Source organism: Streptomyces sp. NPDC048590 (assembly GCF_043199535.1).
Classification (GTDB): domain Bacteria; phylum Actinomycetota; class Actinomycetes; order Streptomycetales; family Streptomycetaceae; genus Streptomyces.
The window spans coordinates 116,933-135,578 of the sequence record NZ_JBICWC010000011.1; the positions used below are offsets into that span (position 1 = coordinate 116,933).

The window sequence follows — 18,646 nt, forward strand, 5'->3', positions numbered from 1 at the left end:
GGGACAGACGCTATCCGTAGCGGGGGTCTGCCCGCACAATAGATGCGATGCCGGAATACGAATTCATCGATGTGTACGTGCCGCGCGGGGTCTCCCGCAAAGAGGCGGCCCGACTGCTGACCGACCACGCCGAGTACGGCCACTGGGAGTTGGACCGGCTGACGCTGCGTCTCGACGGGAGCCGCCGGGTGCGGCTGCGCCGCCGCATCATCCGCCAGATCCGCGCCACCTGGTAGGACGGAGCGGGTTCCGCACCCGCGGAACCCGCCCGTCGTACGGGTGTCGTGCCGTTGCCCGTACCGCCGCAGGCGATGTCCGCCCGTGAGGGAGCGGCGTCCGTGCCGGGCGTCACAACGTGGTGAGCGTCACCCGCGCTACGCGGCGCTGCGCGAGCGCCGGTAGAGGACCGTGCCCGCACCCGCGAGCAGCAGACCGGCACCGGCCGGGACGAGCAGGTCGAGGCCGCCACCACCGGTGTGCGCGAGCTGCTCGCCCACCACCAGCTGGGTCTCGGGAGCCGGGGGCTCCTGGGGCGTGACCGGCTCCTGCGGGTCGTGCGGAGTCTGCGGTACGACGGGAGGCGGTGCCGTCTCCGTGCCGTTCTCGCAGGAGTTGCCGAAGACCGGGTTGAGCAGTCCGCCCACGGTGACGCTGTTGCCACAGACGTTCAGGGCGATCTCCACCGGAGCCTGCACCTGGTTGCCGGAGAGGATGCCGGGGGACCCGGTGGTCTCCGCCTGGGCCGAGGCGCCGGGCGCGCGGTGCCTGCCCGTCCCCTCGCCGCCGTCACGCATGCCGCCGTCGCGCATGCCGTCGTGGCCGGAGCCCCTGCCGTCCCGGCCGTGACCGGAGCCCTTGCCGTCGGAGCCCTTGCCGTCCCGGCCGTGGTCGGAGGACCTGCCGTGGGAGCCGTGGCCGGACCGGGAACCTTCGTCCGAGCCGTGCGCGTGAGCGGAGTCCGAAGATCCGTTTCCGCACTCGTTTCCGCTCGTGGGATTGAGCAGACCGCCGACGTCGACGGAGTTTCCGCAGACGTTGACGGGTACGTCGATCGGGACCTGGATCGAGTTCCCCGAGAGAACACCCGGTGAACCCGAGGCGGTACCCGCCGCACCCGCGTCGGCGTGTGCGTAGCCGCTGCCGAGCGCGAGCACTCCACCCGCCGCCGCCATGGTGATCAGGCCTTTGCGTGTGACCTGTCGCATACGTTGTCTTCCTGCCTTCTGCCTGACGAAATGCCCCGTCGCAGACGTGCGCGGGGCGGAATGCCCAGCGGCCCCGGAGTGCATGGCACGCACTCCGAGGCCGACAGGGCTCACACCCTTACGGGTTGACGCACTCGTCAGTCGTTGACGCAGGCGTTGCCGAAGGCCGGGTTCAGCAGACCGATCACGGAGATCGTGTTGCCGCACACGTTCACGGGAACGTGGACCGGAACCTGGATGACGTTGCCCGAGAGCACGCCGGGGCTGCCGATGGCGGCACCCTGGGCACCGGCGTCGGCAGAAGCCATACCCGCACCCGCGAGCACGAGACCACCGGTGGCGGCCGCGATTGCGACGACCTTCTTGATCATGATTCCTCCTGTGTTGACAAGTGCGGTCCCAGCCGCGGACCGCATCACCTGTAACGACGAGGAATCGCGGGGGCTACGAGTCGGCGATCACTTTCACCCTTTCGGTGACGTGCGCACAGGCTGGCGATTTTGGTCGCGGAACGGTCAGGAGTGGTCGATGAAGCGGTCCAGCACCCGGGCACCGAACTTCAGGCCGTCCACCGGGACCCGTTCGTCCACGCCGTGGAACATCCCGGCGAAGTCCAGCTCCGGCGGGAGCTTCAGCGGGGCGAAACCGAAGCAGCGGATGCCGAGGTCGTCGAAGGACTTCGCGTCGGTGCCCCCGGAGAGCATGTAGGGCACGGCGCGCGCGATCGGGTCCTCGGCCTTCAGCGCGACCTGCATGGCGTCGACGAGGGAGCCGTCGAAGCTGGTCTCCAGCGCCTTGTCGCCGTGCACGTCCTCGCGCTTGACCCGAGGGCCGAGGATCCGGTCGAGGTCGGCGAGGAACTCGTCCTCGAAGCCGGGCAGGAAGCGCCCGTCGACGTGCGCGGTGGCCTGACCGGGGATGACGTTCACCTTGTAGCCGGCGCCGAGCATGGTCGGTGCGGCGGAGTTGCGCAGCGTCGCGCCGATCATCTTGGCGATGCCGCCCAGCTTCGCGAGGGTCGCCTCCATGTCCTCCGGGTCGAGCGGGGTCCCCAGCGCGTCGGAGAGCTCGTCGAGGAAGGACCTGACGGTCTTGGTGACCCTGACCGGCCACTGGTGGCGCCCCAGCCGGCCGACGGCCTCGCAGAGCTCGGTGATGGCGTTGTCGTTGTTGGTCATCGAGCCGTGCCCGGCGGTGCCGTCCACGGTCAGCCGCATCCAGTGCATGCCCTTCTGGGCGGTCTCCACCAGGTAGAGACGGAGGTTCTCGTTGACGGTGAAGGAGAATCCACCGACCTCGCCGATCGCCTCGGTGACCCCGTCGAACAGATCGCGGTGGTGGTCGACGAGGTGGCGCGCCCCGAAGGTGCCGCCCGCCTCCTCGTCCGCGAGGAAGGCCAGCACGATGTCGCGCGGGGGCTTGCGCCCGCTGCGCATCCTGTCGCGTACGACCGCGAGCGTCATCGCGTCCATGTCCTTCATGTCGACCGCTCCGCGGCCCCACACGCAGCCGTCCGCGATCTCCCCGGAGAAGGGGTCGTGGGTCCAGTCCGCGGCGTTGGCGGGCACGACGTCGGTGTGTCCGTGGATCAGCAGCGCAGGCCTGGAGGGGTCCTCGCCCTCGATCCGCGCCACGGTGGAGGCGCGCCCCTTGTGGGACTCGATGATCTTCGGCTCCAGCCCGACCTCGGCGAGCTTCTCGGCCACGTACTCGGCGGCGGCCCGCTCCCCCGGGCCCGAGTGGTCGCCGTAATTGCTGGTATCGATCCGGATCAGGTCACGACAGAGGTCCACGACCTCGTTCTCGGCGCGCTCGCCGATGCCGGACCGGGCCGTGTTGGTCTCGCTCACGCTGCTTCCTTCCACTGGCGCGGTGGTGCTCCCCCTCATCCTCGCGCGCCCGCCCCCGTGGGCCCAAGGGCGCCCGCCCTCCGTCACGCGTCGTTCACGCGGCCCGGGGGCGTGATCGAGCACCCCTGAATGTTTGCTATTGTTTTCCACGTCGGAACGGGCAAGGCCCGGAACGACAGACACCCGGTCCGGGTGGCGGAATGGCAGACGCGCTAGCTTGAGGTGCTAGTGCCCTTTATCGGGCGTGGGGGTTCAAGTCCCCCCTCGGACACCAGCGGAAACTCCCCAGGTCACAGACCTGGGGAGTTTCGCGTTGTACGGAGCACCCGGTCGAGGCACTTCAGGGCCTCGGGCTCACCGGGTCATCGGACGGCGCGGTCCGGGACCAGCCCCTGGCCCCGGAGTTCGCCCAGCACGAGCGCGGCGTACTCGCTCGCCCCACGGGACGAGGTATGGGTGTTGTCGCGCTTCTCGTCGTACAGGTAGAGGGCCTTCGACCCCTCGGGGCCCAGTTCCTCCACGCGCGCCCTGGTCAGTGCCGTGAGGTCGACGAGCGGGGTTCCCAGTTCACCCGAGAGGGCGCGTATCTCGGCCGGCAGGTCCACGCCCAGTCCGTTGACGAGCAGCGCGGTGCCGTTGTCGAGCGTGCCGTCGGCGTTGAACCAGCGCCGGACTATCGGGGTGACCAGTACGGGCCTGCCGCCCTCGGCGCGTACGTCCTCGACCATCGCCCTGAGGTTGGCGCGGTAGGTGTCGCGGTCGGTCTGCTTGTCGTTGTGGGCGAGCTGGACGAGGACGAGGTCCCCGGGGTGGATACGGGCACGGAGGGCGGGGAAGAGCGCGGGGTTGTCCCGGAAGCTCTGCGAACTCTCACCGGAGTCGGCGTAGTTGGATACGGAGATCCGGTCGGTGAGGTACTGCGGGAGCTGCTGCCCCCAGCCCGTGTAGGGCGCGGACGCCTGGTCGCAGACCGTGGAGTCCCCGGCGAGCAGGATTTGCGGGGTGCGGACGCGCACGGCTTCCAGCGAGACGAGTCGCGGGGCCGCGCCGCCGAAGGTGAGGTCGAGCCCGGGGCTTCCGGTGGCGCCGGTGGGCTCACCCTCCGGATCGCGGACGTCCACGGTGAAGGCGCGGCGGACCGTCTCACCCGCGGCGTTGGGCGTCTCGGCGAGCATCGTCCTGCGCGCTTCGGCTGTGACCGAGGTGGAGCCGGCCTGCGGCCCTCCGCCGAGACGGACCCGGACCCGGTAGGTCCCGGGGGCGACGTCCAGGTGGCAGACGACGGGGGCGGTGCCGGTGCAGTGACCGAGCCCGCCGTCACCTCCGTCGCGGCCGCGGGTGGGGGCCGGGGCTGCCGCGACGGAGGTGAGGGTGACGACGGCGGCACAGGCGGCCAGCAGTGCGGTACCGGCTTGGCGCATGAAGGGCTCCTGACGTATTGAATGGATTCAACGAGCTGGAACCATAGCGGCACTCGCAAGCGCTTTCTACGGCTCAGGAGAGCCTGATTCGATTCAGGACGACGGCCGGTACCCGACAGCGGTCCCTCGACGGGCTCCGCCGGGGCGGTCGGCCGCCGCGACGCGACGGACGCCGCTCCCGCGGGCGGTGCGATGATGGAGGGGACCACCCAGTTCCCGGCCTCAGCGGGCCACTCACCCGACCAGGACCACGCGATGAGAGGACGGGCGAAGCCGCCCGCCGCCCCGCTCCCCCAGCGCGCCGGCGTCGATCCCGTACGGGTGCGTCTCCCCGCTGATCCGGCCGGTGCGTGGCCGACCGTCCGGGACCATCTGCTGGAGCGGTTCGCGGGTGCGGTCGGTGCGGGACGGGTGGACTCCATGCTGGCCGAGGGCAGGTTCGTCGGCGTGGACGGCGGTGCGGTACGGGCCGACGAGCCGTACACGGCCGGGCGCCACCTCTGGTTCCACCGCGACTTCGCGCCGGAGGTGCCGGTGCCCTTCCCCATCGGTGTGGTCCACCGCGACGAGCATCTGGTCATCGCCGACAAGCCGCACTTCCTGGCGACCACACCGCGCGGCCGACATGTCACCCAGACCCTGGTCGCCCGGCTCCGTGACGAGCTGGGGATCGAGGAGCTCCAGCCCGCGCACCGACTGGACCGGCTGACGGCCGGTCTGGTCCTCTGTGTCGTACGCCCTGGGGACAGGGGCGCGTACCAGACCCTGTTCCGGGACCGGCTGGTGCGCAAGGAGTACGAGGCCGTCGCCCGGTACGACGGGGAGATCCCGCTGCCGCGCACGGTGCGGAGCCGGATCGTCAAGGAGCGCGGGGTGATCGCCGCGCGTGAGGAGCCCGGCCCGGTCAACAGCGAGAGCCGGATCGAGCTGCTGGAGCACCGCTCGGGGCTGGGGCGCTACCGGCTGCTTCCCGCGACCGGCCGCACCCACCAGCTGCGGGTCCATATGAACGCGCTGGGCCTGGGGCTGCTGAACGATCCGGTGTATCCGGTCGTCGAGCCGGACAGGGAGCCCGGGGACTTCGAGCGGCCCCTCCAACTGCTGGCGAAGGTACTGGAGTTCACCGACCCGGTCACGGGTGAGCCGCGCCGCTTCGAGAGCGGGCTGCGGCTCTCCGCGTGGCCGGACCGGTGAACCCCCGCCCGGGTCAGTGGCCCCGGGCGATCCAGTCGTCCAGCTGAGGGGCCTCGGCCCCGATGGTGGTGGAGTCACCGTGGCCTGTGCGCACCGCGGTCTCCGCGGGGAGGGCGAGCAGCCGGTCCCTGATGGAGTCGATGATCGTCGGGAAGTGCGAGAAGGACCGCCCGGTGGCGCCGGGCCCGCCCTGGAACAGGGTGTCCCCGGTGAAGACCGTGGACAGCTCCGGGGCGTGCAGGCAGACCGCGCCGGGCGCGTGGCCGGGGGTGTGGAGCACGGTGAGCCTGGTCCCGGCCACCTCGATCTCCTGGCCGTCGGCCAGTTCCCCGTCCGGATCGCGGTCCGGGTGGGTCTGCTTCCACAGCGGCAGGTCGTCGGGGTGCAGCAGGATCGGCGCCCCGGTCGCGTCGGCGAGGGCGGGTGCCGCGTCGATGTGGTCGTTGTGGGCGTGGGTGCAGATGATCGCGCGCAGGGTACGGCCGCCGAGCGCCGCCTCGATCGCGGCCGCGTCATGGGCGGCGTCGACGACGACAGCCTCGGTGTCGTCGCCGATGATCCAGACGTTGTTGTCCACGTCCCATTCGCCGCCGTCGAGGGCGAAGGTGCCGGAGGTGACCAGGTGGTCGATGCGGGCCGCCATCACAGCACCACCACGGACCGCAGGACGTCACCCTCGTGCATCCGGTCGAAGGCCTGCTCCACCTCGCCGAGCCCGATGGTCTCGGTGACGAAGGCACCCAGGTCCAGGCGGCCCTGCTGGTGCAGGTCGATGAGCATCGGGAAGTCGCGTGAGGGCAGGCAGTCGCCGTACCAGGAGGACTTGAGCGAACCGCCGCGGCCGAACACGTCGAGGAGCGGGAGTTCGAGCTTCATCTCCGGCGTGGGGACACCGACGAGGACCACGGTGCCGGCCAGGTCGCGGGCGTAGAACGCCTGCTTGTAGGTCTCGGGGCGGCCGACGGCCTCGATGACGACGTCGGCGCCGTTGCCGCCGGTGAGGGCGCGGATCGCCTCGACCGGGTCGTCGGAGCGGGAGTTGACGGTGTGGGTGGCGCCCATCTTCCGCGCCGTCTCCAGCTTGCGGTCGTCGATGTCGACGGCGATGATCCTCGCCGCTCCGGCGAGCCGGGCACCGGCGATCGCCGCGTCGCCGACGCCACCGCAGCCGATCACCGCGACGGAGTCGCCCCGGCCGACCTGCCCGGTGTTGATGGCGGCGCCGATGCCCGCCATCACTCCGCAGCCGAGGAGACCGGCGACGGCCGGGGAGACCTCGGGGTCGACCTTGGTGCACTGACCGGCGGCGACGAGGGTCTTCTCGGCGAAGGCACCGATTCCGAGCGCGGGCGAGAGCTCCGTGCCGTCGAGGAGGGTCATCTTCTGCTTGGCGTTGTGGGTGTCGAAGCAGTACCAGGGGCGCCCGCGCAGACAGGCGCGGCACTGGCCGCAGACCGCACGCCAGTTGAGGACGACGAAGTCGCCCGGCGCGACGTCGGTGACACCCTCGCCGACGGACTCCACGACGCCCGCGGCCTCGTGGCCGAGGAGGAAGGGGAATTCGTCGTTGATCCCGCCCTGCTTGTAGTGCAGGTCCGTGTGGCAGACGCCGCACGCCTGGATCTTGACCACGGCCTCACCGGGGCCGGGGTCCGGAATCACGATGGTCTCGACCCGTACCGGCTCGTTCTTTCCCGGTGCGACGACCCCTTGTACCTGCTGCGGCATTCCCGTGGACTCCCTTTTCCCGGCGTTCCTCCGCGACCGGTCACGAGGATTCGGGGACCGGTCGCGGGGATTCGATCACGAACAACCGTACGCCGTGCGGGGGCGGGCCGGGACCGCGCCGCGTCGGGCACATACGTCCCGCCGGGCCCCCTCAGTCCCCGTGGACGCGACGGCCGCCCACGTACGTCGCGAGGACGCGCGCCTCGGCGATCTCCTCGGCGGGTGCGGCGTAGGGGTCGCGGTCCAGGATCACCAGGTCGGCGAGGGCTCCGGCGCGGATGGTCCCGGTGTCGTCCAGGTGGTTCACGTACGCGGAACCCGCCGTGTACGCGGCCAGCGCGTCGGTGAGGGAGATGCGCTGGCCCGGGAGGAAGACCGGCCCCTCCCCTCCGGGTGCGACCCGGTTGACCGCGGTGTGGATGCCGTGCAGCGGGTCGGGGCTGCTGACCGGCCAGTCGGACCCGGCGGCGACGGTGGCGCCGGAGCGCAGCAGCGCGCCGAAGGGGTACTGGAGCGCGGCTCGTTCGCCGCCGAGGAAGGGGATGGTCAGTTCGTCCATCTGCGGTTCGTGGGCCGCCCAGAGCGGCTGGATGTTCGCCGTCGCGCCGAGGGCGCGGAAACGGGGGATGTCGTCGGGGTGGACGATCTGGAGGTGGGCGAGGTGGGGCCGGGTGTCGGTACGCCCGTTGGCGGCGCGGGCGGCCTCGACGGCGTCCAGCGCCTCACGCACCGCCCGGTCGCCCAGGGCGTGGAAGTGGGTCTGGAAGCCGAGCGCGTCGAGTTCGGTGACGTGGCGGCGCAGGGCGGCCGGATCGACGAAGCTGGTCCCGGTGTTGGAGGTGGCGCAGCCGCATGCGTCGAGGTACGGGGTGAGGAGTGCGGCGGTGCCGGTCTCCGCGACTCCGTCCTGCATGATCTTGACGGTGCGCGCGCGGAAGTTCCGGCCGCTCAGCTCTCGGCGTCGGGCCACCAGTTCGGGGATCTGCTCGCCGCCGCGTTCGCGGTCCCACCACAGGGCGCCGGCGACGCGGGCGGTGAGAGTACCGTCCCTGTCGGCCGCGAGATAGGCGTCGGACACGTCGTCCATCGACCCGTACGACCCGATGATGGCGTCCTGCCAGGCGGTGATGCCGTAGGAGTGCAGCAGGCTCTGCGCCCGGAGCAAGGCGTCGAGCCGGTCCGCGGTGGTGGAGCGTGGTGTGTGGCGGGCGACCAGGTCCATGGCGCCCTCCTGGAGGAGCCCGGTGGGTTCCCCCCGTTCGTCGCGTTCGATGCGGCCGTCGGCCGGGTCGGGGGTACGGGTGGTGACGCCTGCCAGGGCGAGGGCCCGGCTGTTGGCCCAGGCCCCGTGGTGGTCACGGTTGACCAGGTAGGCGGGGCGGTCCGGCACGGCGGTGTCGAGTTGCTGCCGGGTGGGGGCCCCGTTGTCGAAGGCCTCCATGGACCAACCGCCGCCGGTGATCCAGTCCCTGTCCGGGTTGGCGTCGGCGTAGGCGCGTACGGCGGCGACGGTGGCCTCCGTGTCCGGCAGGCCGGTGAGGTCGCACAGGGCCAGTTCCAGTCCGGCGGTGACCGGGTGGACGTGGGCGTCCTGGAAGCCGGGGATCAGGAGGCGTCCGGCGAGGTCGACGACCTCGGTGCGCGGGCCGATGAGTTCGCGCACCTCGTCGTGGCCGACGGCGGTGATCCGGTCCCCGGTGACGGCGACGGTGGTGGCGCGGGTGCGGGCGGCGTCCGTCGTGTGGACGGGCCCGCCGGTGAGGACGAGGTCGGCGTGGGTGTGGTGCATGGGTGGTTCCGTTCCGTTGGTCCGCGGGCGCGGAGGGCCGGCCGTGCGGGAGCGGCGGCGGGCGGGGCGGTCAGGCCGGGTCGCGGGCGGGCTCGGGAACCGCCGGGCCGGGCTCCTCGGTGGTGCGGCCGGTGACGAAGTAGTCGGACTTCCTGACCCACTTGGCCCACGCGGCGGCCAGGACTCCGGTCAGCAGCATCACGGCCGGGGTGGTGAGCATGAACCAGCCGTTGTCCGGACTGATCTCGAAGTGGTCGGCGGAGTCGAAGAACGTCCAGCAGAGGTAACCGCCGAGGGCGAGCAGGAAGAGTGCGCTCGCCACCGGGATCACCACCGCGCCCAGGATCTGGCGCCGGTCCCCCCGCAGCGTGCCCCGGAACCGGGCGGCGGCGGCCAGCGCGGTGAGGGCGTAGTAGATCGCGACGACGACCCCGATCGCGTTGACGGAGGCGAGGATCAGGTCGCCGACCTTCGGGATGACGAGCGAGAGCACGGCGACCGCGGCCGCGAGGCAGCCGACCGCGACGGTTCCCGCGGCCGGAGTCCCGTACCGGGGGCTGACCTTCGTCCAGAGGGGGCCGAGCGTGCGGTCCCGGCCCATCGCGAACATGCCTCGGACCGTGGGGATCACACCGGACTGCAGCGAGGCGACCGCGGAGAAGGTGAGGGCGATCAGTGGCAGAGCGGCGAGCGGCTGGTCGGCGAGCCGGTCCCCGAAGTAGGTGAGGCCCTGGGCACCGTGGCCGGTCAGCTCGTCGAGGGAGAGGACTCGCTGGAACGCGAAGGAGCCGAGGAGGAAGAGCCCGAGCATGGTGAAGAGCGTGATGATCCCGGCCCTGGAGGCGTCCCGCGGGTCGCCCACCTCCTCGGTGACGCTGAACGACGCCTCGAAGCCCCAGAAGCAGAAGACGGAGAGCAGGAGGCCCTGAGCGAGCTGCTCCGCGGAGGGGATGAAGAAGGGGTTGATCCAGTCGAGGCTGAAGGGGTGCGGACCGGCGAACAGGCCGTATCCGCAGAAGCCGAGCAGGACGACGTACTCGAACACCAGCAGGTACTTCTGGAGGTTGGCGGCCGAGCGTACGCCGGTGACGGCGGTGAGGGTGACCGCGATCAGGACGACGATGCCGAGGGCGGTCGACTGGGCGGTGGAGTCGGGGTCGAGCCGCAGTCCCACGAGGTCGTGCAGTCCGGCCTCGCCCGCGAGCTGCAGCAGGGCGGAGCCGGTGACGGTGGTGGTGTACGCGAGGAAGACCATCGTGGCGACGATGGCGATCCAGCCGACGAGGAATCCCAGCCAGGGGCTGAGGGAGCGGCCGACCCAGACGTAGCCGCTGCCCATGTTCGGCTCGACCCGGTTGAGCCGGGTGTAGGCGCTCGCGATGCCCAGGACGGGCAGGAAGGCGAGCAGCATGATGATCGGCAGATGCAGCCCGACGGCGCCGGCGGTGACGCCGAGACCGATGCCGATGCTGGTGGTGGCCGCGGTCGACGAGGCCGCGATGGCGAAGCCGTCGATCACGCCGAGGTTCTTCGTCAGGCCGGCCGGGGCCGGTGGTTCGCCGCCGGAGGGAGTACAGGGTGTCGTCACGGTCGCTCCTTCGCCGAGGGGCGCTCTTCGGCCCCGCCGGCGCACATCGAACTCCCGGGGGCTTCCACAGGTCAACGGTGTTGTCGTAAGGTCCGCGCATGAAGGCGAACGACCGGGTGGTGCCGGAGGGGGCGCGCCGCCGCAGGCGCCCCACCAAGCAGGGCACGGTGCTGTCGGAGCAGCTGATCGTGGAGACGGCGCTGCGCCTGATCGGTGAGCACGGAGCGGCCGCGCTCACCGTGCGGCGGCTCGGAGCTGCGCTGGGCTGCGATCCCAGCGCGCTCTACCGGTACTTCCGGGACACCGACGAACTGCTCCTGGCGGTGGCCGACGAGCTGATCGGCAGGACCCTGCGCGCGTGGCGGCCGACGGGCGAGTGGCGGGCCGATCTGCGGAGTCTGGGGCTGCGGATGCACGCGGACTACCTGGCGCACCCCAGGGCGGCGATGCTGACCTGCTCACGGGTGACCGGCCGGACGCACGAGGTCAGTTCGGTGGAGGCGATCCTGGGGGTGCTCCGTGGAGCGGGGTTCCCGGACGCCGAGGCCGTGCGGATCTACCACGTGTTCGTCGACCAGACGCTGTCCTTCGCGGCCCTCGACGCCTCGGCCCTGGTGCTCTCGGAGCAGGCCAGGGAGCAGGAGGCGCGGGCGTGGCAGGAGGTCTACGCGCAGCAGCCGGCGGCGAGTCGTCCCCACATCGCCGCGACGGCGCCGGTACTCGTGAAGGAGATGCGCACCAGCGGCTATCCCGCCGCGCTGGAGATGATGCTCGCCGCCGCCTCGGCCCGGCTGCTGCACCTGCGCCAGGACCCGGCGGGGGCCTGAGTGCCGGGGGCCTGAGCGCGCACCCGGAGGGCGCAAGTACCCGGAGGGCCTGAGCGCGCACCCGGAGGGGCCTGAGCGCGCACCCGGAGGGGCTTGAGCGCCTCCCGGAGGGCGCGCGTCCGCCGGCGACGTCCCCGCCTCAGGGCGCGAGTACGTCCAGCTCGTGCAGGGCCCCGACGGCGATCTCCTTGGTCAGCCGTTCCGCGCCCTGGGCGTCGCCCTCGCGCACGGCCTCGGCGAGCCGCACGTGGAGCGTGACGGCCGCGGGGTCGGGGTCCTCGAACATCACCTGGTGGTGGGTCCGTCCGGCGAGGACCTCCGCGACGACGTCGCCGAGCCGCGCGAACATCTCGTTCCCCGAGGCGTTGAGCACGATGCGGTGGAAGGCGATGTCGTGCCGGAGGTAGCCCTCGAGCTGCCCGCCTCGTGAGGTCGCGACCATGCCGAGCGCGCACTCCGTGAGGGCGGCGCACTGCTCGGCGGTGGCGTGCCGGGCGGCCAGCCCCGCGGCGACGGGTTCGACGGCGGACCGCAGGACGGTGAGCGAGCGCAGCTGCCGAGGCCGGTCGGCGCCGGCGAGCCGCCAGCGGATGACCTGGGGGTCGTAGACGTTCCACTCCTCGGCGGGCAGGACGGTCACCCCGACCCTGCGGCGCGACTCGACCAGGTGCATCGACTCCAGGACGCGGATCACCTCGCGTACGACGGTGCGTGACACGTCGAACCGCCCGGCGAGCTCGTCGGTGCGCAGGACCGTGCCGGGCGGGCAGTCACCCGCGGCGATCTCCAGGCCCAGGGTGTCCAGCACATGCGTATGGAGCCCCTGGGCAGGTGTGGTCATGCCCGCAAGCCTACGGGGCGGCCTCGCCGACCGAAAAGTACGACGTTTATGTCACAGCCTCTTGAATAAGTCGTATGTAATGGGTTTCAGTAGCGCGACGGACCGATGTCGATGAAGACAGCGAGGCAGCAATGAGCACCCCCCACGTCGTCGTGGTGATGGGCGTAGCAGGGACCGGCAAGACCACGATCGGCCCCCTGCTCGCCGACGCACTCGGCGTCCCCTATGCCGAGGGCGACGACTTCCACCCGCCGGCCAACATCGCCAAGATGTCCGCCGGAACCCCCCTGGACGACGCGGACCGCTGGCCGTGGCTGGACGCGATCGGGCAGTGGGCGCACGGCCGGGCGGGGCTCGGCGGTGTCGTCAGCAGCTCGGCGCTCAAGCGCGTCTACCGCGACCGGCTGCGGGCCGAGGCCCCCGGCGCCGTCTTCCTGCACCTGACCGGGGACCGGTCCCTGATCGAACGCCGCATGGCGGACCGCAAGGGCCACTTCATGCCGACCGCGCTGCTCGACTCGCAGTTCGCCACCCTGCAGCCGCTGCGGGAGGACGAGGCGGGCGTCGCCGTGGACGTGTCCGGCACCCCCGAGGAAATCACCGAACGGGCCGTCGCAGCGCTGCGCCGGCTCGAGAACTGAGGATCATCACCGTGACCAGTCTCAGCGTCGAGATGCTGGCAGCGGACGCCGTCGAGCCGATCACCTCGGCCGGCAACGCGCAGCTGGGCATCGCCGTCCTGGCGGGCATCGCCGTCATCGTCCTGCTCATCACCAAACTGCGGATGCACGCGTTCCTCGCGTTGACCATCGGCTCGCTGGCCCTCGGCTCCTTCGCGGGCGCCAACCCCGCGAAGACGATCACCAGCTTCACCGCGGGCCTCGGCTCGACCGTCGCCGGTGTGGGCGTACTCATCGCCCTCGGAGCGATCCTCGGCAAGCTCCTCGCCGACTCGGGCGGGGCCGACCAGATCGTCGACACGATCCTCGCCAAGGCGAGCGGACGCGCGATGCCCTGGGCGATGGTCCTGATCGCCTCGATCATCGGGCTGCCGCTCTTCTTCGAGGTCGGGATCGTGCTGATGATCCCGGTGGTCCTGCTGGTCGCCAAGCGCGGCAACTACTCGCTGATGCGGATCGGCATCCCGGCGCTCGCGGGGCTCTCCGTGATGCACGGGCTGATCCCGCCGCACCCCGGCCCGCTGGTCGCGATCGACGCCCTCGGCGCCAATCTCGGCGTCACCCTGGCGCTCGGTGTGCTGGTGGCGATCCCGACCGTGATCATCGCGGGTCCGGTCTTCTCGCGCTACGCCGCCCGCTGGGTGGACATCCAGGCGCCGGAGAAGATGATCCCGCAGCGTCCCTCCGAGGAACTGGACCGCCGGCCCAGCTTCGGCGCCACGCTCGTGACGATCCTGCTGCCCGTCGTCCTGATGCTGGTCAAGGCGCTCGTCGACATCGTGGTGGACGACCCGGAGAACCACGTCCAGCGGGTCACCGACGTCATCGGCTCCCCGCTGATCGCCCTGCTCGCGGCCGTGATCCTCGGCATGTTCACCCTGGGCCGGGCGGCCGGATTCACCAAGGACCGCCTCTCCTCCACCGTCGAGAAGTCGCTCGCCCCGATCGCGGGCATCCTCCTGATCGTGGGCGCCGGCGGCGGGTTCAAGCAGACCCTCATCGACGCCGGTGTCGGCCAGATGATCCTGGACTTCTCGGAGAACTGGTCGATCCCCGCCCTGCTGCTCGGCTGGCTGATCGCCGTCGCGATCCGGCTGGCGACGGGATCGGCGACGGTGGCCACGATCTCCGCCGCCGGCCTGGTCGCCCCGCTGGCCGCCGACCTCTCGACCTCGCACGTCGCCCTGCTCGTCCTCGCGGTGGGCGCCGGTTCGCTCTTCTTCAGCCACGTCAACGACGCGGGTTTCTGGCTGGTGAAGGAGTACTTCGGCATGGACGTGCCGCAGACGGTCAAGACCTGGTCGGTGATGGAGACGATCATCTCCGTCGTCGCCCTGGGATTCATCATGCTGCTGTCGCTGGTGCTCTAGCCGGCGCGGGGTTCGACCGCTACTCCTCCGGCTCCCTCCACAGGGGGTGCTCGGCGCGGGCCCAGAGGCGCTCGACCGATCCGGTACGCATGCCACGGCGTGCCTCCGGGTCGGCGAGCGCCTTCGCCATGTGACCGGCGAGGACGATGCCGACGGCGAGCGCCAGCCAGTCGTGCACGAAGGTCGCCCCGGTACGCCACACCAGGGGCGCGAGCCCCGTGAACCACATGAGCAGCCCGGTGCCGAGCATCACCAGCAGACCGCCCGCGATCCAGGCGGCGTAGAGCTTCTGGCCCGCGTTGAACTTCCCCGCCGGCCGGGACCCGGGGGTACGGTCACGCCGCAGCGCGGCGCGGAGCCACTCCCGGTCGTGGGGGCCGAAGCGGTTGAGCCGCGAGAGGTCGGCGCGCAGCGCCCTGGAGACCAGCCCCGCGAGGAGCGGCACCGGGGTCAGCAGCCCGGACCACTCGTGGACGGTCACCACGAGGTGGCGGCGGCCGACGAGCTGGGCGAGCTGGGGTACGTAGAGGCACGCGGCCGTGGCCACGCAGATCAGCACCAGCCAGGCCGTGGTGCGGTGCACCCAGCGTTCGGCGGTGGTGAACCGGCGGATCCTCGAAGTGGAATCAGACGGTGGGTGCGTCGTCCCGGCCGTTGGACCGGCCCACCCAGGCGTCGACGTCATATCCGAGCTCCTCCCAGTAGCCGGGTCGCACGGAGTCGGTGACGGTGATCCCGGAAAGCCATTTCGCGGACTTGTAGAAGTACATGGGCGCGACGTACAGCCGGACCGGCCCGCCGTGCTCGTGGGCCAGGGGCTCGTCCCGCATCCGCAGGGCGACCAACACGTCGGGCCGCCGGGCCTGCTCCAGTGTCAGGCTCTCGCTGTACGCGCCGTCGAAGCAGGTGAAGCGGACGGCCTTGGCGCCGGGCCGCACCCCCGCCGCGTCCAGCAGCGCGGAGAGCGGTACCCCCTCGAACGGCGTCTCCGGGACCCGCCACCCGGTGACGCACTGGACATCGCGCACCAGCCGGGACTGGGGAAGCGCCTTCAGCGTGTCCAGTGTGTACGTCTTCGGGCGGTCGACCAGTCCGCCCACGGTCAGCCGGTAGTCCGCGGAGGTCTTCCGGGGCACGGACGAGGTGACCGAGTAGTAGCGGAAGCCGCCGCCGTTGGGCAGCAGCCCGGTGAGCCCGGTGGGGTCCTTGTCGGCCACCGCTCCCAGACCGCTCTCCATCGCGTCCTGGAGGACGGGCGCGGCGGCCACCCCGGCGACGCCGAGGCCGAGCATGGTGAGGACCAGGCGGCGGCCGACGGGTGTGCCACCGGAATCGGGAGGGGAAGCGTTCACCCCCTCATTCGAACACCCGCGGCCCCTGTCCCACCAGGTGCCGCGGGTGCGCGTCATGGATCGGTAAGAATCCGCCGGTCAGCGGGGCGTTCCTCCGCTCTCCGCGGTCTTCTCCAGCTGGAACGCCTCGTTGCCGAGGCCGATCCGCGCGTGGACCTCCGGTCTGGTCCGGCGCAGTACCTCCCCGTAGACGAGGCCCACGACGAGGGCGAGGAGGATGACGCCCGGCAGGATCCGGTCGAGCGAGGAACCGGGGCCCGAGCCGACCAGGGCGTCGAAGTCCCGGACGGTGAGGACGGCGATGGCCAGCAGGGCGACGCCGGCGAGGCCGGAGGCGACCAGCCGGGGTGCCTGGGCCCGCCCGGCGCCACGTCGTACGAAGAAGGCGATGACGGCGAAGGAGGCGGCTGCCATCAGCACGATGACGCCCAGCGCCCCGACATTGCCCATCCAGGTGAACAGGTGCAGGACGGGCGCGGTGGGGTCGCCGGCCGGGTTGCCGTCGGTGAGGGCGAAGGCGAGCACGATCACCACGGAGACCGCGGACTGGAGCAGGGAGCCGGTGGCGGGGGCGCCGCTCGCCCGGGTGGTGCGGCCGAAGCCCGCGGGGAGGAGTCCTTCGCGGCCCATCGCGAAGGCGTAGCGGGCGACGACGTTGTGGAAGCTGAGCAGCGCGGCGAACATGCCGGTGACGAACAGGACGTGCAGGACGTCGGTGAAGGCCGATCCGAGCCGTTCCTCGGTCAGTCCGAAGAGCATCCCGGGCCCCTCCTTCAGCGAGAGGTCGCCGATGGAGGAGGGGCCCGCCGCGACGGTGAGCGCCCAGGAACTGACGGCGAGGAACAGCGCGGCGTAGCCGACGGCCAGGAACATCACGCGGGACACGACGATCTGCGGGCGGCTGGTCTCCTCGGCGTAGACGGGGGCCTGTTCGAACCCGACGAACGCCGCGATGCAGAAGCAGAGCGCCGTACCGAGGCCGGCGCCGGTGAGCGTCGAGGGGTCGAACGCGTGCAGGGACAGGCCCTCGGGGCCGGGCTTGCCGACCGCGGCGATGTCGAAGATCACCACCAGGGCGCACTCGACGACGAGCAGGACGCCCAGGACCTTGGCGTTGAGGTCGATCTTCAGCCAGCCGAGCACGCCGACGACCGCCACGGAGACCAGGGCCGGTATCCACCACCCCAGTTCGATGTCGAGATAGGTGGCGAAGAGCCCGGAGACCTCGAAGCCGAGGATGCCGTAGATGCCGACCTGCATGGCGCTGTAGGCCACCAGCGCGACCAGGGAGGCACCCGCGCCGGCCGTGGGACCGAGGCCGCGGGCGATGTAGGCGTAGAAGGCCCCGGCGTTGTGGACGTGCCGGCTCATCTCCGCGTACCCCACGCCGAACAGCATCAGGACGATGCCGAGGATGACGTAGAGCAGCGGCTGTCCGACGATGCCCATCACGCCGAAGACCGTGGGCATCACCCCGGCGACGACCATCAGCGGGGCGCTGGCGGCGAGGACGGACAGCAGGAGGCCCGGAGTGCCGAGCCGGTCGGCGCGCAGGGCTCGTTCCTCGCCCTTGTAGGTGTTGATCCCCCCGGTGCCGCCGGGCGTTCCGGTGGAGCGGGTCCCACTCGTATCTGTACTGCCCGTCGACATGGCGGGGTCGGTCCCTTCGTCGGTTGCGAGGTGCGTCAGGTCGGTCGCGAGACGCGTCAGGGGGCGCCGAGCGCGAGCGTGCGCGCGGCGAGGAACGCCGCGTACGGGTCGTGCCCGGCGTACGACCACGGGGCCGCGGTCGCGTGGGGGCCGATGCGGTGGAGGAGGGCCGCGGCCTCGGCGGGGCGGCCCTCACAGATCTTGGCGTGGGCGAGGAAGTTGAGATCGGTGCGGTGACGGGGGTGGTCCTCGCGTTCCCATTCGAGCCACCAGTCGAAGGCGGCCTTCATCACCTGTCTCGCCCGGCGTCCCGACCAGTGGCCGGAGGCGGCCGGGTCGCCCGGTGCTGCGCCCGACGCTACGAGGACGCGGTAGCGCTCGGCGTGGGCGACGACGGGGAGCACCGCGAGCGGGGAGTCCGCGGGGGCCTGCTCGGCGGCCCACGCCGCGAAGTCGTAGACCTCGTGGAGCGGGTCGCTCTCGGGATGCGTCTCGGCCAGTCCCGCGGTCATGAGGTGGTGGGCGTGGTGGTGTTCGGGATGGCGGGCCCGGATCTCCTCGAAGTGCCGGGCGACGGCCTCCTGGGTGCCGTGCGCGCGCTCCAGCATCATCAGGCCCAGCAAGGGGGTGGGGTCGGCGGGGTCGAGGGCCGCTGCGGCACGGCAGGCCTCGCGGGCCCGGTCGCTCCTCTCCGACGAGGTACGGGCGCCCTCGGCCCGGGCGACGGCCGCGCAGGCGAGGAGCGTGGTGGCGTCGGCGCTGCCCGGCTCGGCGAGGAGCCAGTCGCGGGCCCAGCCCTCGGCGGACGGGACGGCCGCGAGGGCGAGGAGACGGTGGGCGCGACGGTCCCAGTCCGTGCCCGTCGCGACGAGCAGGGAGCGGGCCCTCGTCCAACGTCCCTGAGTGAACTGCGCTCGCACTTCGATGAGTTCGGCGTCACCGAGAGCCGGATCGAAGAGGTGACCGAGGCGCCCGCCCTTGCGGCGTGAACGGCCCAGGGGCGGCGGAGGCGGGGACATCCGCAGGCTTCCTTTTCCACTTCGGCACGGCGCCCGCACATTCCGATGCTGTGCGCGAGCAAATGATCGCGCACAGTTAAGCGTTAGGCAACAGTCCGCGTCAAGGCGCGACTGCGGTCAACTCTGTTGATT

The 18,646-nt window shown here is 71.5% G+C and carries 18 protein-coding genes and 1 tRNA gene; 6 read left to right on the top strand and 13 right to left on the bottom strand.

Going from position 1 to position 18,646, the window contains the following annotated elements; genetic code table 11:
- Window positions 1-47: 47 nt before the first annotated feature.
- On the top strand, window positions 48-236 hold the full coding sequence (locus tag ACGFNN_RS29050; RefSeq protein ID WP_277334798.1) for a DUF5703 family protein: 189 nt from the start codon (window positions 48-50) through the stop codon (window positions 234-236).
- A 138-nt stretch (window positions 237-374) separates the two neighbouring features.
- Here the strand turns inward: ACGFNN_RS29050 and ACGFNN_RS29055 are convergent, their stop codons facing one another.
- From ACGFNN_RS29055 to ACGFNN_RS29065, 3 genes are all read right to left on the bottom strand, one after another.
- The gene (locus tag ACGFNN_RS29055) at window positions 375-1,205 is read right to left on the bottom strand and encodes a chaplin family protein (protein WP_393560290.1); all 831 of its coding nucleotides are present in this window, start codon (window positions 1,203-1,205) and stop codon (window positions 375-377) included.
- Window positions 1,206-1,342: 137 nt separating this feature from the next.
- Window positions 1,343-1,576 (bottom strand): chaplin ChpH, encoded by a 234-nt coding sequence (gene chpH / locus ACGFNN_RS29060; RefSeq protein ID WP_329212748.1) that lies wholly within the window; start codon window positions 1,574-1,576, stop codon window positions 1,343-1,345.
- 144 nt (window positions 1,577-1,720) lie between these two features.
- Window positions 1,721-3,055 (bottom strand): M20/M25/M40 family metallo-hydrolase, encoded by a 1,335-nt coding sequence (locus ACGFNN_RS29065; RefSeq protein ID WP_393560292.1) that lies wholly within the window; start codon window positions 3,053-3,055, stop codon window positions 1,721-1,723.
- 186 nt (window positions 3,056-3,241) lie between these two features.
- On the opposite strand from ACGFNN_RS29065, the gene ACGFNN_RS29070 reads away from it, so the two are divergent.
- Window positions 3,242-3,329: transfer RNA gene (locus tag ACGFNN_RS29070), tRNA-Leu, on the top strand.
- Between the two features lie 88 nt (window positions 3,330-3,417).
- Here the strand turns inward: ACGFNN_RS29070 and ACGFNN_RS29075 are convergent.
- Window positions 3,418-4,476: a rhamnogalacturonan acetylesterase gene (locus ACGFNN_RS29075; RefSeq protein WP_393560294.1), complete on the bottom strand. Its 1,059-nt coding sequence runs from the start codon at window positions 4,474-4,476 to the stop codon at window positions 3,418-3,420.
- A gap of 255 nt (window positions 4,477-4,731) precedes the next feature.
- On the opposite strand from ACGFNN_RS29075, the gene ACGFNN_RS29080 reads away from it, so the two are divergent.
- Window positions 4,732-5,670 carry a pseudouridine synthase gene (locus tag ACGFNN_RS29080; protein ID WP_393560296.1) on the top strand — a complete coding sequence of 313 codons (939 nt, stop codon included), beginning with the start codon at window positions 4,732-4,734 and terminating at the stop codon, window positions 5,668-5,670.
- Window positions 5,671-5,683: 13 nt separating this feature from the next.
- On the opposite strand, the gene ACGFNN_RS29085 is transcribed toward ACGFNN_RS29080, so the two are convergent.
- The 4 genes from ACGFNN_RS29085 to ACGFNN_RS29100 all read right to left on the bottom strand — a co-directional run bounded on the left by ACGFNN_RS29085 (window position 5,684) and on the right by ACGFNN_RS29100 (window position 10,775).
- Window positions 5,684-6,313: an MBL fold metallo-hydrolase gene (locus tag ACGFNN_RS29085; RefSeq protein WP_362555781.1), complete on the bottom strand. Its 630-nt coding sequence runs from the start codon at window positions 6,311-6,313 to the stop codon at window positions 5,684-5,686.
- On the bottom strand, window positions 6,313-7,398 hold the full coding sequence (locus ACGFNN_RS29090; RefSeq protein WP_362555783.1) for an S-(hydroxymethyl)mycothiol dehydrogenase: 1,086 nt from the start codon (window positions 7,396-7,398) through the stop codon (window positions 6,313-6,315). Before ACGFNN_RS29090 ends, ACGFNN_RS29085 begins: the two co-directional genes overlap by 1 nt.
- 151 nt (window positions 7,399-7,549) lie before the next feature.
- Window positions 7,550-9,187 carry an amidohydrolase gene (locus tag ACGFNN_RS29095; RefSeq protein WP_393560298.1) on the bottom strand — a complete coding sequence of 546 codons (1,638 nt, stop codon included), beginning with the start codon at window positions 9,185-9,187 and terminating at the stop codon, window positions 7,550-7,552.
- Window positions 9,188-9,257: 70 nt separating this feature from the next.
- A complete protein-coding gene (locus tag ACGFNN_RS29100; protein ID WP_393560300.1) occupies window positions 9,258-10,775 on the bottom strand; it encodes an APC family permease in 1,518 nt (505 codons plus the stop codon).
- A gap of 98 nt (window positions 10,776-10,873) precedes the next feature.
- Here ACGFNN_RS29100 and ACGFNN_RS29105 point away from each other — a divergent pair, with 98 nt between their 5' ends.
- Window positions 10,874-11,602: a TetR/AcrR family transcriptional regulator gene (locus ACGFNN_RS29105; protein ID WP_393560302.1), complete on the top strand. Its 729-nt coding sequence runs from the start codon at window positions 10,874-10,876 to the stop codon at window positions 11,600-11,602.
- 139 nt (window positions 11,603-11,741) lie between these two features.
- Here ACGFNN_RS29105 and ACGFNN_RS29110 read toward each other — a convergent pair whose 3' ends face one another.
- Window positions 11,742-12,443, bottom strand: a complete 702-nt coding sequence (locus ACGFNN_RS29110; RefSeq protein WP_362555791.1) for a FadR/GntR family transcriptional regulator — start codon at window positions 12,441-12,443, stop codon at window positions 11,742-11,744.
- 131 nt (window positions 12,444-12,574) lie between these two features.
- Here ACGFNN_RS29110 and ACGFNN_RS29115 point away from each other — a divergent pair, with 131 nt between their 5' ends.
- Together ACGFNN_RS29115 and ACGFNN_RS29120 are read left to right on the top strand one after the other, a co-directional pair.
- Window positions 12,575-13,084 (top strand): gluconokinase, encoded by a 510-nt coding sequence (locus ACGFNN_RS29115; RefSeq protein ID WP_393560304.1) that lies wholly within the window; start codon window positions 12,575-12,577, stop codon window positions 13,082-13,084.
- 11 nt (window positions 13,085-13,095) lie between these two features.
- Complete coding sequence (locus ACGFNN_RS29120; RefSeq protein ID WP_362671771.1) at window positions 13,096-14,493, top strand: gluconate:H+ symporter; 1,398 nt, start codon at window positions 13,096-13,098, stop codon at window positions 14,491-14,493.
- 19 nt (window positions 14,494-14,512) lie between these two features.
- Here ACGFNN_RS29120 and ACGFNN_RS29125 read toward each other — a convergent pair whose 3' ends face one another.
- From ACGFNN_RS29125 to ACGFNN_RS29140, 4 genes are all read right to left on the bottom strand, one after another.
- Window positions 14,513-15,178, bottom strand: coding sequence for a cytochrome b/b6 domain-containing protein (locus tag ACGFNN_RS29125; protein WP_393560306.1), 666 nt, complete (start codon window positions 15,176-15,178; stop codon window positions 14,513-14,515).
- Window positions 15,120-15,785, bottom strand: a complete 666-nt coding sequence (locus ACGFNN_RS29130; RefSeq protein ID WP_393560512.1) for a molybdopterin-dependent oxidoreductase — start codon at window positions 15,783-15,785, stop codon at window positions 15,120-15,122. The genes ACGFNN_RS29125 and ACGFNN_RS29130 overlap by 59 nt, the downstream gene beginning before the upstream one ends.
- Window positions 15,786-15,923: 138 nt before the next feature.
- Entirely contained in the window at window positions 15,924-17,495 is a 1,572-nt protein-coding gene (locus tag ACGFNN_RS29135; protein WP_393560308.1) for an APC family permease, read from the bottom strand.
- A 56-nt stretch (window positions 17,496-17,551) separates the two neighbouring features.
- Window positions 17,552-18,514, bottom strand: a complete 963-nt coding sequence (locus tag ACGFNN_RS29140) for a hypothetical protein (protein ID WP_393560310.1) — start codon at window positions 18,512-18,514, stop codon at window positions 17,552-17,554.
- Window positions 18,515-18,646 lie beyond the last annotated feature (132 nt).

Coding starts and splice junctions, on each gene's coding strand:
- ACGFNN_RS29085 (WP_362555781.1), bottom strand. CDS start 6,313: ATGGCGGCCCGCATCGACCACCTGGTCACCTCCGGCACCTTCGCCCTC.
- ACGFNN_RS29050 (WP_277334798.1), top strand. CDS start 48: ATGCCGGAATACGAATTCATCGATGTGTACGTGCCGCGCGGGGTCTCC.
- ACGFNN_RS29115 (WP_393560304.1), top strand. CDS start 12,575: ATGAGCACCCCCCACGTCGTCGTGGTGATGGGCGTAGCAGGGACCGGC.
- ACGFNN_RS29090 (WP_362555783.1), bottom strand. CDS start 7,398: ATGCCGCAGCAGGTACAAGGGGTCGTCGCACCGGGAAAGAACGAGCCG.
- ACGFNN_RS29125 (WP_393560306.1), bottom strand. CDS start 15,178: ATGACGTCGACGCCTGGGTGGGCCGGTCCAACGGCCGGGACGACGCAC.
- ACGFNN_RS29055 (WP_393560290.1), bottom strand. CDS start 1,205: ATGCGACAGGTCACACGCAAAGGCCTGATCACCATGGCGGCGGCGGGT.
- ACGFNN_RS29130 (WP_393560512.1), bottom strand. CDS start 15,785: ATGCTCGGCCTCGGCGTCGCCGGGGTGGCCGCCGCGCCCGTCCTCCAG.
- ACGFNN_RS29095 (WP_393560298.1), bottom strand. CDS start 9,187: ATGCACCACACCCACGCCGACCTCGTCCTCACCGGCGGGCCCGTCCAC.
- ACGFNN_RS29110 (WP_362555791.1), bottom strand. CDS start 12,443: ATGACCACACCTGCCCAGGGGCTCCATACGCATGTGCTGGACACCCTG.
- chpH (WP_329212748.1), bottom strand. CDS start 1,576: ATGATCAAGAAGGTCGTCGCAATCGCGGCCGCCACCGGTGGTCTCGTG.
- ACGFNN_RS29080 (WP_393560296.1), top strand. CDS start 4,732: ATGAGAGGACGGGCGAAGCCGCCCGCCGCCCCGCTCCCCCAGCGCGCC.
- ACGFNN_RS29140 (WP_393560310.1), bottom strand. CDS start 18,514: ATGTCCCCGCCTCCGCCGCCCCTGGGCCGTTCACGCCGCAAGGGCGGG.
- ACGFNN_RS29075 (WP_393560294.1), bottom strand. CDS start 4,476: ATGCGCCAAGCCGGTACCGCACTGCTGGCCGCCTGTGCCGCCGTCGTC.
- ACGFNN_RS29105 (WP_393560302.1), top strand. CDS start 10,874: ATGAAGGCGAACGACCGGGTGGTGCCGGAGGGGGCGCGCCGCCGCAGG.
- ACGFNN_RS29135 (WP_393560308.1), bottom strand. CDS start 17,495: ATGTCGACGGGCAGTACAGATACGAGTGGGACCCGCTCCACCGGAACG.